Source organism: Streptomyces sp. NBC_00457, from assembly GCF_036014015.1.
Lineage (GTDB): Bacteria > Actinomycetota > Actinomycetes > Streptomycetales > Streptomycetaceae > Streptomyces.
The window spans coordinates 6,124,024-6,138,541 of the sequence record NZ_CP107905.1; the positions used below are offsets into that span (position 1 = coordinate 6,124,024).

At 70.3% G+C, this 14,518-nt stretch carries 12 protein-coding genes; 5 read left to right on the plus strand and 7 right to left on the minus strand.

The window, feature by feature from the left end; all coding sequences use genetic code 11:
* The first annotated feature begins 46 nt into the window (after positions 1–46).
* A complete protein-coding gene (locus tag OG828_RS28020; RefSeq protein ID WP_328502657.1) occupies positions 47–1,378 on the plus strand; it encodes an MFS transporter in 1,332 nt (443 codons plus the stop codon).
* A gap of 36 nt (positions 1,379–1,414) precedes the next feature.
* On the opposite strand, the gene OG828_RS28025 is transcribed toward OG828_RS28020, so the two are convergent.
* From OG828_RS28025 to OG828_RS28035, 3 genes are all read right to left on the minus strand, one after another.
* Positions 1,415–2,944, minus strand: a complete 1,530-nt coding sequence (locus OG828_RS28025; RefSeq protein WP_328502658.1) for an AAA family ATPase — start codon at positions 2,942–2,944, stop codon at positions 1,415–1,417.
* Between the two features lie 214 nt (positions 2,945–3,158).
* Positions 3,159–4,139: an NADPH:quinone reductase gene (locus OG828_RS28030; protein ID WP_328440093.1), complete on the minus strand. Its 981-nt coding sequence runs from the start codon at positions 4,137–4,139 to the stop codon at positions 3,159–3,161.
* A 20-nt stretch (positions 4,140–4,159) separates the two neighbouring features.
* Entirely contained in the window at positions 4,160–4,738 is a 579-nt protein-coding gene (locus OG828_RS28035; protein WP_328440094.1) for a PadR family transcriptional regulator, read from the minus strand.
* A 126-nt stretch (positions 4,739–4,864) separates the two neighbouring features.
* Between OG828_RS28035 and OG828_RS28040 the strand changes: the two genes are divergently transcribed.
* Positions 4,865–5,257 (plus strand): ester cyclase, encoded by a 393-nt coding sequence (locus tag OG828_RS28040; RefSeq protein ID WP_328440095.1) that lies wholly within the window; start codon positions 4,865–4,867, stop codon positions 5,255–5,257.
* Positions 5,258–5,587: 330 nt separating this feature from the next.
* A complete protein-coding gene (locus OG828_RS28045) occupies positions 5,588–5,728 on the plus strand; it encodes a hypothetical protein (RefSeq protein ID WP_328502659.1) in 141 nt (46 codons plus the stop codon).
* Between the two features lie 66 nt (positions 5,729–5,794).
* On the opposite strand, the gene OG828_RS28050 is transcribed toward OG828_RS28045, so the two are convergent.
* A complete protein-coding gene (locus OG828_RS28050) occupies positions 5,795–6,388 on the minus strand; it encodes a flavin reductase family protein (protein ID WP_328502660.1) in 594 nt (197 codons plus the stop codon).
* 83 nt (positions 6,389–6,471) lie between these two features.
* On the opposite strand from OG828_RS28050, the gene OG828_RS28055 reads away from it, so the two are divergent.
* Positions 6,472–7,434: a hypothetical protein gene (locus OG828_RS28055; RefSeq protein WP_328502661.1), complete on the plus strand. Its 963-nt coding sequence runs from the start codon at positions 6,472–6,474 to the stop codon at positions 7,432–7,434.
* Positions 7,435–7,439: 5 nt separating this feature from the next.
* Here the strand turns inward: OG828_RS28055 and OG828_RS28060 are convergent, their stop codons facing one another.
* The 3 genes from OG828_RS28060 to OG828_RS28070 all read right to left on the minus strand — a co-directional run bounded on the left by OG828_RS28060 (position 7,440) and on the right by OG828_RS28070 (position 12,039).
* On the minus strand, positions 7,440–8,288 hold the full coding sequence (locus OG828_RS28060; protein ID WP_328502662.1) for an enoyl-CoA hydratase/isomerase family protein: 849 nt from the start codon (positions 8,286–8,288) through the stop codon (positions 7,440–7,442).
* A 1-nt stretch (position 8,289) separates the two neighbouring features.
* Entirely contained in the window at positions 8,290–10,515 is a 2,226-nt protein-coding gene (locus OG828_RS28065) for an acetate--CoA ligase family protein (RefSeq protein ID WP_328502663.1), read from the minus strand.
* A 288-nt stretch (positions 10,516–10,803) separates the two neighbouring features.
* Positions 10,804–12,039, minus strand: coding sequence for a flavin-containing monooxygenase (locus tag OG828_RS28070; RefSeq protein ID WP_328362660.1), 1,236 nt, complete (start codon positions 12,037–12,039; stop codon positions 10,804–10,806).
* Between the two features lie 718 nt (positions 12,040–12,757).
* On the opposite strand from OG828_RS28070, the gene OG828_RS28075 reads away from it, so the two are divergent.
* Positions 12,758–14,485 (plus strand): hypothetical protein, encoded by a 1,728-nt coding sequence (locus tag OG828_RS28075; RefSeq protein ID WP_328502664.1) that lies wholly within the window; start codon positions 12,758–12,760, stop codon positions 14,483–14,485.
* Positions 14,486–14,518: the final 33 nt, after the last annotated feature.

The following is a 14,518-nucleotide window of genomic DNA, read 5'->3' on the forward strand; positions in this document are numbered from 1 at the left end:
TTCGGGCCAATGGATCTGTGGGCGCACAGGCCCGAAGCTCGTTGTCGTGACGCAGACAACCGAAGCCACCGCCGCCGACCGGACCCCGCACAAGCCGCGCCGTACCCGCATCCATCGCGCTTGGTTCGTCGCCGCCGTCGCCTTCGTGACGATCCTCGGCGCCGCCGCCTTCCGCTCCCTGCCGGGGCTGCTCATCGACCCGCTGCACCAGGAGTTCGGCTGGTCACGCGGCACGATCGCCGCCGCCGTCTCGATCAACCTCGCCCTGTACGGACTGACCGCACCCTTCGCCGCCGCCCTGATGGACCGCTTCGGCATCCGGCGCGTGGTCGCGGCGGCGCTCACCGTGATCGCGATCGGCTCCGGCCTGACGGTGTGGATGACGGCGGCCTGGCAACTGCTGCTGTGCTGGGGCCTGTTGGTGGGCCTCGGTACCGGTTCGATGGCGCTGGCCTTCGCCGCGACGGTCACCAACCGCTGGTTCACCGAACGGCGCGGCCTGGTCACCGGCATCCTCACCGCCGCGTCGGCCTCCGGCCAGCTGATCTTCCTGCCCGTGCTGGCCCTGATGGTCGACGCCGGCCACTGGCGCGCGGGCGCCGTCACGGTCGCCCTCACCGCCCTCGCGGTCGTCCCCTTCGTCTGGCTGCTGCTGCGCGACCACCCGGCCGACGTGGGCCTGAAGCCGTACGGCGCGAAGGAGTTCGTACCGAAGCCGGACCCGGTGCCGGGCGCCGCGCGCCGCGCCGTGACCGTCCTCTTCAAGGCCGCCCGCACCGGCCCCTTCTGGCTGCTCGCCGGCACCTTCGCGATCTGCGGCGCCTCCACCAACGGCCTGATCCAGACCCACTTCATACCCGCCGCCCACGACGAGCACATGCCCATCCCGGCGGCGGCCTCGCTGCTCGCGGTCATCGGCGTGTTCGACGTGGTCGGCACCATCGCCTCCGGCTGGTTCACCGACCGCTACGAACCGCGCCGGCTGCTCGCCGTCTACTACGCGCTGCGCGGCATCTCGCTGCTGTTCCTGCCCATACTGCTGGCGCCCAGCGTCCATCCGCCGATGATCTTCTTCATCGTCTTCTACGGCCTCGACTGGGTCGCCACCGTCCCGCCCACCGTGGCCCTGTGCCGCGAGCAGTACGGCGACGACAGCGCGATCGTCTTCGGCTGGGTCCTCGCCTCCCACCAGGTCGGCGCCGCCCTGGTCGCCTTCATCGGCGGCGTCGTACGCGATGTCTCCGGCTCGTACGACATGGTCTGGTACGCGTCGGGCGCGCTGTGCGCGGCGGCGGCGCTGATGGCGCTGGTGATCCGGCGGCGGCCGGTCACACCGGCGGCAGAACCTGCGGCCGTGGGCCAATCTTTGCCGACCTAGGGCGGTGTCTCCCTACGGCTGATCCGCAGCTATGTCCTACGGCAGGAACCCACTCGGCATGGCCCGGCCATACAACTCGTCCAAGCCGATCAACAGCACCCCACCCCGTGCCGCCTCGGCCCGCAGGGCCTCGCTGAAACCCGCCGCGCTGAAACAGGCCAACCCGCAGTGCGAGGTGTCCATGCCGCGCCCGGCGAGCAATTCCCGTGCCCGTGACAGACGCTCGAGGTGGGGGACTCCCATGACCGTGCCCCACTTCGCCTCGCCGAGCAGGGCGACCGACGGGCGGTTTCCGCCGGACCCCTGTTCGACCACGGCCACATCGACCTGGATCTGCCGGCGCTCTTTCGGATCGGTCACGATGCCGTTGCCCACCTCGCCCAGCGAGGTGCTGAGCAGGGTTCGACCGGGCCCCAACACATACTCACGGCACATCGCCTCGAAGTGCGGACCGGCCACTTGCGCCGCGAAACGTTGTCCTGCCTGGGCCCAAACCTCGGTGGCCTGGCCCCCTTCCAGTCGGGCCCAAGCCGGGCGCATGACCGCCTCATAGAAGTTGATCAGAGGCTCGGTGATGCGGTACTGGGATTTCCCGGCTCGGAAGACGTCTGCCTCCCGGACCAGGAGATGGCTGTCCTCCAGGACATTGAGTGGGTGCGAGATGTCGACGGACTTGCGGCCGATGTATCCCGCGATGCCTCCGCGCGTGGTGTTGCCCTGCGCCACGGCGGCGAGCACTGAGTGGTACAACGCGGTGTCCCGGATGTCGGCTTCCTCGGCGAGCAGGTAACGAGCCTCCCGGAAGAGGGGACTGAACGGCGAGAGGACCGTGCGGCAGATCCATTCGTCGAAGCCCTCCAGATCGGCGGGGACGTCGTCCGCCAGGAACTGACGGCGGTACGCGGGCGTACCGCCGAGAACCGCATGCAGTCGGGCAGCGAGTGCCGGGTCGGCAGCAACGCCCCAGAAGTCCGCCGCCGCCCGGTATCCGAAGGGACGTACGACGAGTTCCAGTTGGGCCCTGCCACGCAGGGGTGCGCTGCTGGCCAGCAGCCCGCCCATGACGGACATCGCCGAGCCGCACAGCAGCAGCCGCATGCGGCTCTCCTCAACCTGGCCCCGGTCGATCGCGCGCTGGATCAGTGAGGGAAGTTCCGGAGCCGCCCGCACCAGATACGGGAACTCGTCGATGACCACGAGAAACGCGGTTTCCGGCGCCGGACCGCCAGGCGTCCTGGGGCCGGATGCCGCGAGCCCGAAGAGGTACGAGACCGCGTCGTCCCAGGTGGCGAAGGAGAAAGCCACTGGAGAACCCACATGTGCGGCCAGGGCGGCGCTGAACTGCCGAAGGGACTCCGCCTCGGTGGCGTCCGTGGCCCCGAAGTAGAACCCGCCGCACTGCTCGACGAGTGCTCGCAGTAGGTATGTCTTTCCCATACGCCGCCTGCCGCTGAGGACTCCGAGCGCGGCGTGCGGCAGGGGCCGGTCGACAAAGGCGGTGAGCGCGTCCCACTCAGGGCCTCGGTCGAAAATGCGTGACGGCTTGATCGGCCTTGGCTGCTGCATGATCGCCCTCGGCAATCCTTGTTAGGAACACACTTCTAAGGAGTATATTCCTCGCGGCTCATCCGCTCAGAAAGCGGCGCCCTCCCGGGGCCTCCCGGACGACACCGGCTGTCTGGGCAACCCTCGCCGACGGGAACTGGTCCGACTACTTAGCAACGCGACGGGCCGGCCCGTAGGGCTGGGCAGTTGAGCAGGGCAGTGTTCCGAGTCTGCGCTATTGGGGGATGGTGAGCAGGATTCGGCCGTGGCTACCGCCGGCGTCGACGTGGTCGTGGGCTTCGGCGATGTCGTCCAGCGGGTAGCGGTCGCCGACGGCGACGGTGAGGGCACCCACGGCGGCGGCGGAGGTGAGGTCGCGGGCGGCCTGGCGCTTAGCCTCGGCGGGGAAGTCGTCGCTGCCGAGCAGCCGCAGGGTCACGTTGTTGAACAGCAGAGGCCAGAAGGGGATCTCGGTGCGGTCCGTGCGGGTGGCGTAGGCGGCGATGACGGCGTTGCCAGCGGCGACGGCGGTGTCGAGATCGGCGTTGTCGGACAGTGCGACCTCGATGATCCGGTCGACGCCCCGTGGCGCGTACGAGCGGATGGCCGCGGCGGGGTCGCCGGTATCCAGGGCGATGGCGTGGGCGACGGCCGGGTCGACGTGGTCGAGGTCCGCGGTGCGGCGGACGGTGGCGATCACAGTGGCGCCGGCCCAGTGGGCGAGCTGGGCGGCCAGGGAGCCGACGCCGCCGAGAACTCCGTGGACCAGAACCAGTCGGCCGTCGACCGGGCCGTCGGCGAAGACGGTCCGGTGGGCGGTGATGCCGGGGATGCCGAGGCTCGCGCCCAGTTCGTCACTGAGGTGGTCGGGCAGAGGTACGGCTTGGTGGTCGGGTACGGCGGTGTACTGGGCGGCGGTGCCGAAGGGGCGGTAGGACTGGGCGCCGTATACCCAGACCCGTTGTCCGACGCGGCGGGCGTCGACGCCGTCGCCCACCGCGTCGATGACTCCGGCGCCGTCGCTGTGCGGGATCACCCGCGGGAAGGGCATGGACGAGCCGAGCCAGCCCCGCCGCTTCTTGGTGTCGCCGGGGTTGACGCCCGAGACGGTGACGCGGACGCGGACCTCGCCGGGACCTGGGACGGGATCAGGTAGTTCACCGACGTGCAGGACATCGGCGGCGGGGCCCTGGACGTCGTACCAGGAAGCAAGCATGGGAGTACCTCCGTGGACAGTCAGCTTGCGGGAGCGGCGGGCGCATGCGGATCGCTGTCGGTGCATGCGGTGTCGAACGCGGGCGGTTCCTCGCCGAGGGTCTCGCGCAGCCAGGTCCGTTCGGCGCGGCTGGTGGCGCGGGCGGTGAGCAGCATGCCCCGCCGGTAGGGGTCGGCGATCTCCTCGGCGCGCAGGGGCCGCTCGTTGTCGTAGAAGAAGCTCGCCGGTTCTTCCAGGAACTCCAGCCGTCTGCGCAGCACCGCGTGCTGTTCGGCCACGTCGGGCAGGTGGGAGAGGAAGGCCAGGACGACGTAGAACCGGGTGAAGTCGGTGATCTCATGGTCGGCGGGTTTGCGCAGACGCTGAAGCATGTCGGCCCGTCCGGCCGCGGTCAGGTTGAGCACGTACCGGGCCGCCCCCGCGGCCGGGTCGGCGCGCCGCTCGATCAAGCCCGCCCTGGTCAGACGGTTGATCGCCGGATACAGGCTGCCGTCACTGACCGGACGCGTATAGCCGGTCAGCTGTGAGACGCGGCGGCGCAGCTCGTGTCCAGGCAGGGGTGCCTCGGTGAGGAAGCCGAGTATCGCGAGTTCCAGCATGAGTCCATCTTCGCACGCGGACATCGAATCGATGTGAACATCGATTCGATGTTACGCTCGCAGATATCCGCTCAAACGTCTCTGGAGAGGCACAGCAAGATGCCGTCGCAGTCCACCGAGTCAGTGATGAACCGTTTCGTCGAGTTCATCAACACGGGCAACGAGGATCTCGCCCGCGAGGTCATTTCTCCGGACGCGGTGTTCCACGCACCCAGCCACCCGGAACCACTGCGGGGGCCCGATGGGTACATGGAAGTCCTCGGGATGATGCGCAGCGCCTTCCCCGACGTCGAGTGGACGCTGGAGGAGACGGTCACCGAAGGCGACACCGTGGCCGCGCGGTTCACCATGCGGGGAACCCACGACGGTGAATTCTTCGGGATCCCGGCGAGCGGCAACAAGATCTCGGTGCAGGCCATGAACTTCTACTACCTGGCCGACGGCCGGATCGTCGGCGAACGGGGCCAGCCTGACCTCCTCGGGGTGATGCAGCAGATCGGTGCCCTACCGGCGCCGTGAACCTCGTAGCGCCGGTAAGTCTTCTGCCGCGCGGGATTGCCGCTGCCAGGAGGGGGCCGTACGGCGCGGGTTCACCGCAAGAGGCCGGTTTTCTTCTTGATCCGGCGTCTTCGCGCAGACAGCGCCCGTTCCGCGAGAGCTTGCACTCTGTCACCGCTGACGTGACCGAGCCGGGTACGGAACTGCTCGCTCTACGGCGAATACTGCAACCCTCGAATACCGACAGTCCACCAGTGCGAGTTCACCTCCACCCGGCTTCTCGATCTGCCGCTTCCCCTGGCGTTTCCCCTCGCCGAGGCGGCAGAACTTGACCGGCTGGCGGCCGAGTCGATGCGCGTCCTGGAGAAAGTCGTCGACCCTGCCACCCGGCTCGACGACCGGTTCCTCGCCTCGGTCGAGGAGCGATGGCACACGCTCCGGTCGCGGGTGATCGCAGTCCAGGAGGAACTCGATGGGCGGGTGTACATATAGTACGGCCTGGTCGACCGGAGCCTGACGCTCCGAAGAGAGGCAGACCGCGCAAGGATGCTCGACCGATTACAGGAAGCGTCCTTTATGGAACAGCAGGGGCGCCTCAAGGGTCTCGGACGTGCCGAGGTCGTCCACCCGGCCCACCACGATGAGGTGGTCGCCGCCGGTGTGGACGGCATGGATAGTGCAGTCGATCCAAGCGAGCGCGCCCGTGAGACGCGGTGACCCGGAGACCGGTGCTGTGTCGTATTCGACGCCCGCGAACTTGTTCGCGCCGCTCACCGCGAAGCCGCGGCACAACGCGCCCTGGCCGGCGGCGAGCACGTTCACGCAGAAGGCGCCCGCGCGGGCGATGCGGGGCCAGGTCGTCGACGTACGGCCGACCATGAAAGCGACGAGGGGTGGGTCGAGGGAGAGGGAGGAGAAGGACTGGCAGGCGAAGCCGGCGGGGCCGGATTCGCCATCGGTGGCTGGTGAGGTGACAACGGCCACGCCCGTCGCGAAGTTCCCGAGCACCCGCCGGAACTCGCCCTGCTCGACCGGCGCCCGCTCGTCCTCACCCACACACCGCAACTCCGGGCGCGGCAGCGCCTCCACGGGGCGGGCGGGCCCGGACCTGAGATAACGGACGGCCGCTGCCGCCATTCCTGCGTGTCCCATCACGTCATCCATTGAAGCTGACGGGGTGTCAGATGGGAAGGGGTGCGGGAGACCGTCCGGGGCCGCGGCGTACGCTCCGGGCCATGGGGTGGGGAAAGATCCGGCGGGGGCTCCGCAGAGCCCGGCTGAGCTGGACGAACGACGACCGGACTGTCGCCGTGGGGGTGTGCGCGGCGCAGCTTCCGGCGGCCTGGCTGCTGTCGCTCTTCGGCGGCACCGCGGAGGACGACTACGGCGTCGGTACCGGCGGCCTGGCCCTGGGCCTGATGTGCGCGCTCCTCTTCGCACCACTGGTGCTGCCGATTCTGGGCCTGCTCCAGACGGTCACGCAGATCACCCCGGCCGCCCTGCTGGCCCATCCGTCGGCCCGCCGGTTCCGCGGACCCGGGTGGGCCTGGCACCTCCTGTACGTCGTGCTGCTCGGTGCCGGCTGGGCGTTCCTGCCCGTGATCTTCTGGGGCTGGTCGTTCACGGCGACGGCCTTGGTCCTCGCGGCCCTCGGCATACTCCCCGTACTCGGTGTCGCGTACGCCCGCCGACGCGCCCAGGGCACCGGGCGGACGTGGGGAGCGCTGGGCGTCTGGTGGCGTGGAAGCCTCGGCTGCTTCGGGCTGTGCGGGCTGGCCCTTGTGGGTGGGTCGCTGGTCGCGGCCTCGGGACTGATCGAGGAGTACGAGCCTCCGAAGCTGTCCGCCGCGCAGCTCGCCGGAGTCTGGCGCGGCGACAACGGCGCGGCACTGAAACTGCTTCCGGGTGGCCGGGCCCACGTCACAGACCTGCCTGCCGAGGCCGAGTTCGATATGGAGTCCGCCGAGGACATCGAGGTGTGCGACGGCATGGGTAGCTGGTGGCTCGACACGGAGGGCCGCGACGACCGGTGGGGTGGTCAGGGCCCGGAGGAGCGGGACGGGGTCGTCGTGCGGCTCGACGGGGGATGTGGGGAGCAGACGTACTGGACGATCGGCGGCACGGCACACGAGCCTGAGCTGTTCGTCCTGTTCGGCGACCCTGACGCGGGTGACCTGCGGATACTTAAACGGGAGTGACGACCTCACCGACCCCGGTATTCCGGACTCCTGCGTTCCACGAAGCTCGCCACTCCCTCCCTCGCGTCTGCCGTCGTCATGTTGATCTCCTGGGCGGCTGCCTCCGCGGCGAACGCGGTGGTGCGGTCGGTGTCGAGGGAGGCGTTGACGAGCTGCTTGGTCAAGGCGATGGCTCGGGTCGGGCCGGTGGCGAGGCGGTCGGCCCACTCGCGGGCTGTTTTGTCCAGCTCGGCGTCCGGGACGACGCGGTTGACCAGGCCCAGGCGTTCGGCGTCCGCGGCGGGGAGGGCGTCGCCGAAGAACATCAGTTCTTTGGCGCGGTGGGGGCCGATGAGGCGGGGGAGGAGGTACGCGCCGCCGCCGTCCGGCACGAGTCCACGCCGTACGAACACCTCGATGAACTTGGCGGATTCGGCGGCCAGTACGAGGTCGCAGGCGAGGGCGAGATGCGCGCCGAGCCCGGCCGCCGTGCCGTTCACGGCGGCGATCACCGGCTTCTCGCAGTCGAGGACGGCGCTGATCAGCCGCTGAGCGCCGAGCCGGAGGGTGCGGGCGACGTCACCGGCGATCCGCTCCCCGCCGCCCGCCGCCCCGCCCCGCAGGTCGGCGCCGGCGCAGAAGCCGCGGCCGGTTCCGGTGAGGACGACGGCTCTCACGGCGGGGTCGGCGGAGGCGTCGGAGAGAAGTTGGATCAGGCGTTCTCGCAGGTCAGGGGTGATGGCGTTGAGGGCCTCGGGGCGGTTGAGGGTGATACGGCGGACGTGATTGTCAGTGGTGTGCCGTATCAATGACTCAGCGGAATTTCTGGACTCACGGGGGGAATCGGGGATGTTCAGTTCACTGGGTGGATTCATGTCAGCGGCACACCGCCAACGCGTCCAGCGCCACCGCTCCCTGCCCCCTGGGCAGCACCATCAGCGGATTGATGTCCAGCTCCGCGAGGTCGTCCCCGAGTTCCAGTGCCATGCGCTGCACCCGCAGGACGACCTCGACGAGCGCGTCGAGGTCGGACGGGGGGCGCCCCCTGACCCCGTCCAGCAGGGCCCGCCCGCGCAGTTCACCGAGCATGTCCCGCGCCTGCTCCTCACCGAAGGGCGGCACGCGTACGGCGGCGTCCCGCAACACCTCGACGAGCACACCGCCGAGCCCGACGGTCACGGTCGGTCCGAAGAGTTCGTCGTGGGTGACGCCGACGACCATCTCGACGCCCCGCTCGACCATCTGGCACACCAGCACGCCGTCCAGCGAGACGTCCTCGTAGCGGGCGATGTCGGTCAGGTCGCGGTAGGCGTCGCGGACCTGGCTGGCCGAGGTCAGTCCGATCTTGACGAGACCCAGCTCGGTCTTGTGGGCGATCTGCGCGCCGGATGCCTTCATCACCACCGGGTAGCCGACGAGGCCCGCCGCGCGCACGGCCGCCGCCGCGCTGGTGACCAACTGCTCGCGCGGCACCCGGATTCCGTAGGCACGAAGCAGCTGTTTCGCCGCGTGTTCGCTCAGCTGCTGTCCTGGGCGCATCAGGGCCTGCGCCTTGCGGAAGGAGGGCGAAGGGGTGCGCGGTGCCTCGTCGAAGGGGGAGCGGTAGCCGGTGACGAACCGGTGGTGGTCGAGGTGGGCGCGGACCGCGGTGAGACAGTTGGTGACCGTGCGGAAGGTGGCCACGCGGGAGGAGCCGAGCAGTACGTCGCGGTACGCCGGCTCGGTGCCGACCGGCGACCCCCACACCACGCACACCAGCTTGTCGGTCCGCTCGGCCGCGTCCACCAGGTCCTGTACGAGCCGGTCGCTGAGGGGTGGGAAGGGCCCGGTGACCGGGCAGATCAGCACCCCGACCTCCGGGTCGTCCAGGATCGCGTCGATGATCTTCCGGCCGCGCCAGTCCCCGACCGGATGCCCGCCGTTGTCGACCGGGTTGGCCACGCTGAGGTACTCCGGTATCCACTGGTGCAGCTCGGCCTGCCGGGCCTGAGACAGCTCCGGCAGCCGCAGGCCCGCCTCGCTCGCCAGGTCGGCGACGTGCGCGCCCGTGCCGCCCGAGATCGAATAGACGACGACTCCATCGGCGCGGGGCGGACGGGCGCGGGCCAACAGGGCGGCGGTGTCCTGGAGTTCGTCGAGCCCGTCGACCCGGATCACCCCGAACTGCCGCATCGCGGCGTCCACCACCTCGTCCGCGCCGGTCAGCTTGCCGGTGTGTGAGGCGGCCGTGCGGGCGCCGGTCTCGGTGCGGCCCACCTTGACCGCGACGACCGGCACCCGGCGCCGGGCGGCCCGGTCGGCGGCGAGCAGAAAGGAGCGGCCGTCCTTCAGCCCCTCGATATAGCAGGCGATGGCACCGACGTCGGGCTGCTCGGCGAAGTAGGAGATGAAGTCGGCGGTCTCCAGATCGGCCTCGTTGCCGGTGGGCGCCCAGTGGGAGAGCCGGATGCCGAGTTCCTGGAGGGCGAAGACGGGGCGGCCCTGATGCCCGGACTGGGTGATGAGGGCGATGGAGGGACCGTCCAGGTCGTCCCGGAACCGCTCGAAGGCGTTCAGGTTGGTGTTCGGTCCGAGCAACCGCACACCGGCCCGCTCCACGGCGGCCGTCAGCTGACCCTGCAGGACGGCGCCCTCGTCCCCCGTCTCCGCGAACCCGGAGGCGAAGACGACGGCGAACTTCACCTTGGCCTCGCCCAGTTCCTCGATCACGGGGAGGGGGTCGGCGACCAGCAGTACGGCGAGATCGACCTGCTCGGGCAGGTCCCGGACGGAAGGAAAGCAGGAGATGCCGAAGACGGAGTCCCGCGTGGGATGCACCGGATACAGCCGGGCCCCGACCCGCTCGGCCCAGGACAACAGCTGCCGGGTGACGCCGGTGTTGGGCCGGCCCTCCCCGTCCGAGGCGCCGATCACGGCGACGGACTCGGGCCGGAAGAACCGGTCCAGATCGGGGACGCCCGCATACAGCGGACGCCCGCTGACGTCGTAGTCGTCCACGTCGGCCGGGCGGCCGTGGACGGCGGGGGCGGGCTGCTCGCCGCAGGCGACGACCCGGCCCCGGCGGGAGTCGGTGGTAAGGGTGCCGTGGGTTGATCCAAGCATCGGTCGCCCCGCTCCTGTGTGACAGCAACTAACTGACGCAGTGTCAGATTACTGAACTGACGCTGCGTCAGGAAGTCGTTGAACCGGGGAGGTACTGCGGAGGCGGCTGTTGGGGGGTGGCTGCGGCTACGGTCACAGTGCTGCGGCGGTGACTGTCGTCGCCTGCTGCGGCCGGCCGTCACGGTACGTCGGCACCCACTTCAGCACCCACTTGGCCGCATACTCCGGCATCCACTTCCCTGCACTCTCCGGCACCCGACCCACCGGAGAGGGAGGGGTCCCCCGGCCTCAGACCGGCAGCCGGGACACCGAACCCGCCCCGTTCTTCGCGATGGCCTTCGCGATCTTCTCGGCGTCGATGGCCAGTTCGCGGAGCATGCCGCTGATGGGGTTGGTGAAGCCGGTGAAGTACAGGCCGGGGGCGTGCTGGGGGGTGCGGGCGCCGTGGACGAGCGGTTTGCCGCGGGTGTCGAGGACGTCGAGGTGGCCGACGAGACCGTCGAGTGCTCGGGCGTAGCCGGTGGCGGCGATCACGGCGTCCGGGCCGACGCGGTCGCCGTCGGCGAGGACGACCTTGCCGTCCTCGAAGCCGTCGACGGCGGCCACCACCTCGACGGTGCCCTTGCGTACGGCGTCGATGAGGCCGACGTCCTGCACCGGGATCGACCCTTCGTTGACCCGGCTGTAGAGGCCGGTGTCGGGGCGGGGCAGGCCGTGTTCCGAGAGGTCCGGCACGCTGACCTTGGCCAGCGGACGGGCGAGCCGGTCGACGAGGCCGACCGGGAGGCGTCGGCACAGCACGGCCGAGTACTGGGCGGCCCAGCCCGCGGTCGACCGGCGCACGATGTGGGGGGCGGTGCGGACGGACAGCCGTACGCGGGAGGCGCCGCCCTCGACGAGGTCGACGGCGATCTCGGCGCCGGTGTTGCCGACGCCGACGACGAGGACGTCACGGCCGGCGTAGGGCTCGGCGCTGCGGTAGTCGGCGGCGTGGAGGAGGTCCCCGGTGTAGGAGTCGCGGCCGGGCCAGTCGGGGAGGTGGGGTGTGTGGTTGTAGCCGGTGGCGACGATGACCGCGGCGCCGGTGAGTTCGCGGCCGCCGGTGGCGTGCAGCAGCCAGCCGGAGCCGTCGGGCGCGCGGTCGACGCGGGAGACCTCGACGCTGGTGACGATCTCCAGCTCGTGGTGCTCGGCGTACTTCTCCAAGTACCGGACCACGTTGTCGCGGGACACCCAGCGCCCGAAGCGGCGCGGCATCGGCAGACCCGGCAGGCCCGAGAGGCGGCGGGTGGTGTGCAGGTGCAGCCGGTCGTAGTGGCGCCGCCAGGACGCGCCCACCCGGTCGGACTTCTCCAGGACGACGGCGCGTATGCCGCGGGCGCGCAGGGCGTACGCGGCGGCGAGTCCGCCGGGACCGCCGCCGATGATGTACACCGGGCGGTCTGCGGGGCTGTGCGCCGCGGGGTTCGCGGGGCTCTGCGCCGCTTGGTTCGCGGGAGATGCGGACGCTGTGGAGTCGGCCATGAGCGCGAGCGTAATCACGTGTCCGATTGATGGGTCTCGGTCAAGACCGGAATTGGTTGCGGATTGATCACGCATGTAGGAGGAGTGAGTGGGACCGGTGGCGTAGGGCGACTGATTGTGGGGGCTTTCACGGGCCTGTAAAGGGGGCTTTTCGGGAAACGACGCCGCGTTCGTGGGGAGGGGCCGGGTGGGCCGGACGGGCCGGACCTACGGTCTTACTTCTTGGCCCGGTTCTTGTATCCGGTGACCTTGGCGATCCAGGTGATGAAGTCGCCGGGGTCGGTGTTGGCGCCGTGTCCCTCGTCCCAGTAGTACAGGTGGTTGACGTCGTCGCCGAGGCTGCTCGCGGCGGCGATGTTGACGGAGACGGGAGAGGTGTCTCGGGTCGGGTCGGAAGCAGTTCCCGGATGTGTAGCCCGGTGCTGGTCATTTCGGGCGGGGCGGAGGGGTGTGGTCGGTAGCGAATGATCTGGTCGGCGATCATCTTCTGCCCTTCCTGTGCAGATGGGATCACTTGTTCGCCAATCGCTGCCATGTGCTTCCCGGGGTATTGGGGCGGGGGTTAGCTTCGGCCTGTCGAGATCATCACAGGTGAGCGGGGGGCACGGCGATGGGTAAGCGAGGGCGGGGAGCGAAACGGCGGGAGCCGCGTCCCTACCGTGCGCTGTCCGTCCCGTTCGTGGTCGCCCCACCCTCCGGGTGTCGCATCCGCACCCGCTTGCACCTCTCGCCCGCCGATGTGGCCGTGCTGCGGGCGGTCGGGGAGCACCTGGGCGCGCTGGCCGGGGCGGACTTGGCGGCGCGGGTGCGGATCGGGCACGTGCCTGCCGCGCACAATCGGCGGGCCGAGCGGAAGAAGGCGCTGACCGCGCAGTCCTCCTCCCGCTGGGCGGGGTCGATCACCCGCACCAGCGAGGACCAGTACCAGCAGTCCCAGCGGGCGCTGAACGCCCGCATCGGCTCGCTGCGCCGGACGATCGCCACGATCACCTCCCGCCTCGCCGTCGCAGCCGGCAGCCGGGAGCGACGAGGGCGCGGGTGGGTACGCGGGTACGCCGATGACGCCGAGCGGCGGGCCAAGCAGCAGCGGCTGCAGATCCTGCAGGGCGAACTACGCCGGGCGGTACGGGAGCGGGCCAGTGGTCGGGTGCGGGTCACCCGGGGCGGACGCCGCCTGCTCAACGCCCGCCACCACCTCTACGACACCGCCACCGCACCGAAGCCGCTGACCGCAGCCGACTGGCAAGCCCAGCTGGACGGGTGGGGTGAGGTGTGGTCGGCGCGGCGGATGTTCCTCACCGCGGACGGGGAGGCGGGTGCACCGTTCGGGAACTACACCCTCAGCATCGACCCGGCCGACGGCTCCATCGCGATGGTGCTGCCCGACCCGCTGCGCCAGCAGCACGCCAACGCCCCACGCGGACGGTACGTGCTGGACGCGGCGGCCGTCTTCAGCCATCAGGGCGAGGCATGGGCGGACCGGATCGCCTCGGGCGCCTCGGTCCGCTACGACATCACCTACGACCCGGCACGCGGACGCTGGTACCTGGATGCCTCCTGGTCCACCGCGGCCAAGGGCCAAACGGCCCCGGCCCCTGCCCTACAGACGCTGCGCCAACACCCGGTGCTCGCGGTGGACGTGAGCGCCGACCACCTGGCCACCTGGGTCATCGACCCCCACGGCAACCCCGTCGGCACCGCCCACACGATCCCCCTTCAGCTGTCCGGGCTGCCCGCCACCACCCGCGACGCACGGCTGCGCTCAGCGATCTCCCACCTCCTGCACCTCGCCCAGCAGCAGGAGTGCGCGGCGCTGGTGATCGAGAACCTGGACTTCGCCGACGCTCGCGCCACCGGCCGGGAGAGACTGGGCCGGGGCAGACGCGGCAAAGCCTTCCGGCGTCTGGTGGCGGGGATCCCCACGGCCAAGTTCCGTGACCGGCTGTCCGGGATGGCCCACCATGCCGGACTCTCCGTGATCGCGGTCGACCCGGCGTACACGAGCAGATGGGGTGCCCAGCACTGGCTGAACCCCCTGAAGAAACAGGCTTCTACCGGCTCGACCGCCGTGAGCGGGCATCATGCCGCCGCGGTGGTCGTCGGCAGACGCGGTCTGGGCTGTACGGCCCGGCGCAGGAAAGACGGACCCCGCCAAACCCCCGCCACCACCGCCCTCCGGCGTGCTGACGCAGGGGCCGTGCGACCGGAGGATCGCACCGGGACAACCGCCCCCACACCGCCGAGTCACCACATCCCAAGCCGTACGGAGCAGACAGCTCCGGAACGGACCTCGCGCAGCACCCCCTCGGTGCGTCAGACGCGAGCGCGCCCACCCGGAAAGCACCCGCCCCACGGCCCCACCACCGTTCGGGGGCCCAGCATCCACGACCAGCAACTCACGCTGTTCGGAATGCCCGAAACGGCCACCATCGGCCAATCAGCTTAGGAACGGTTTCCTCATCGAATTCAAGGCGGGCTC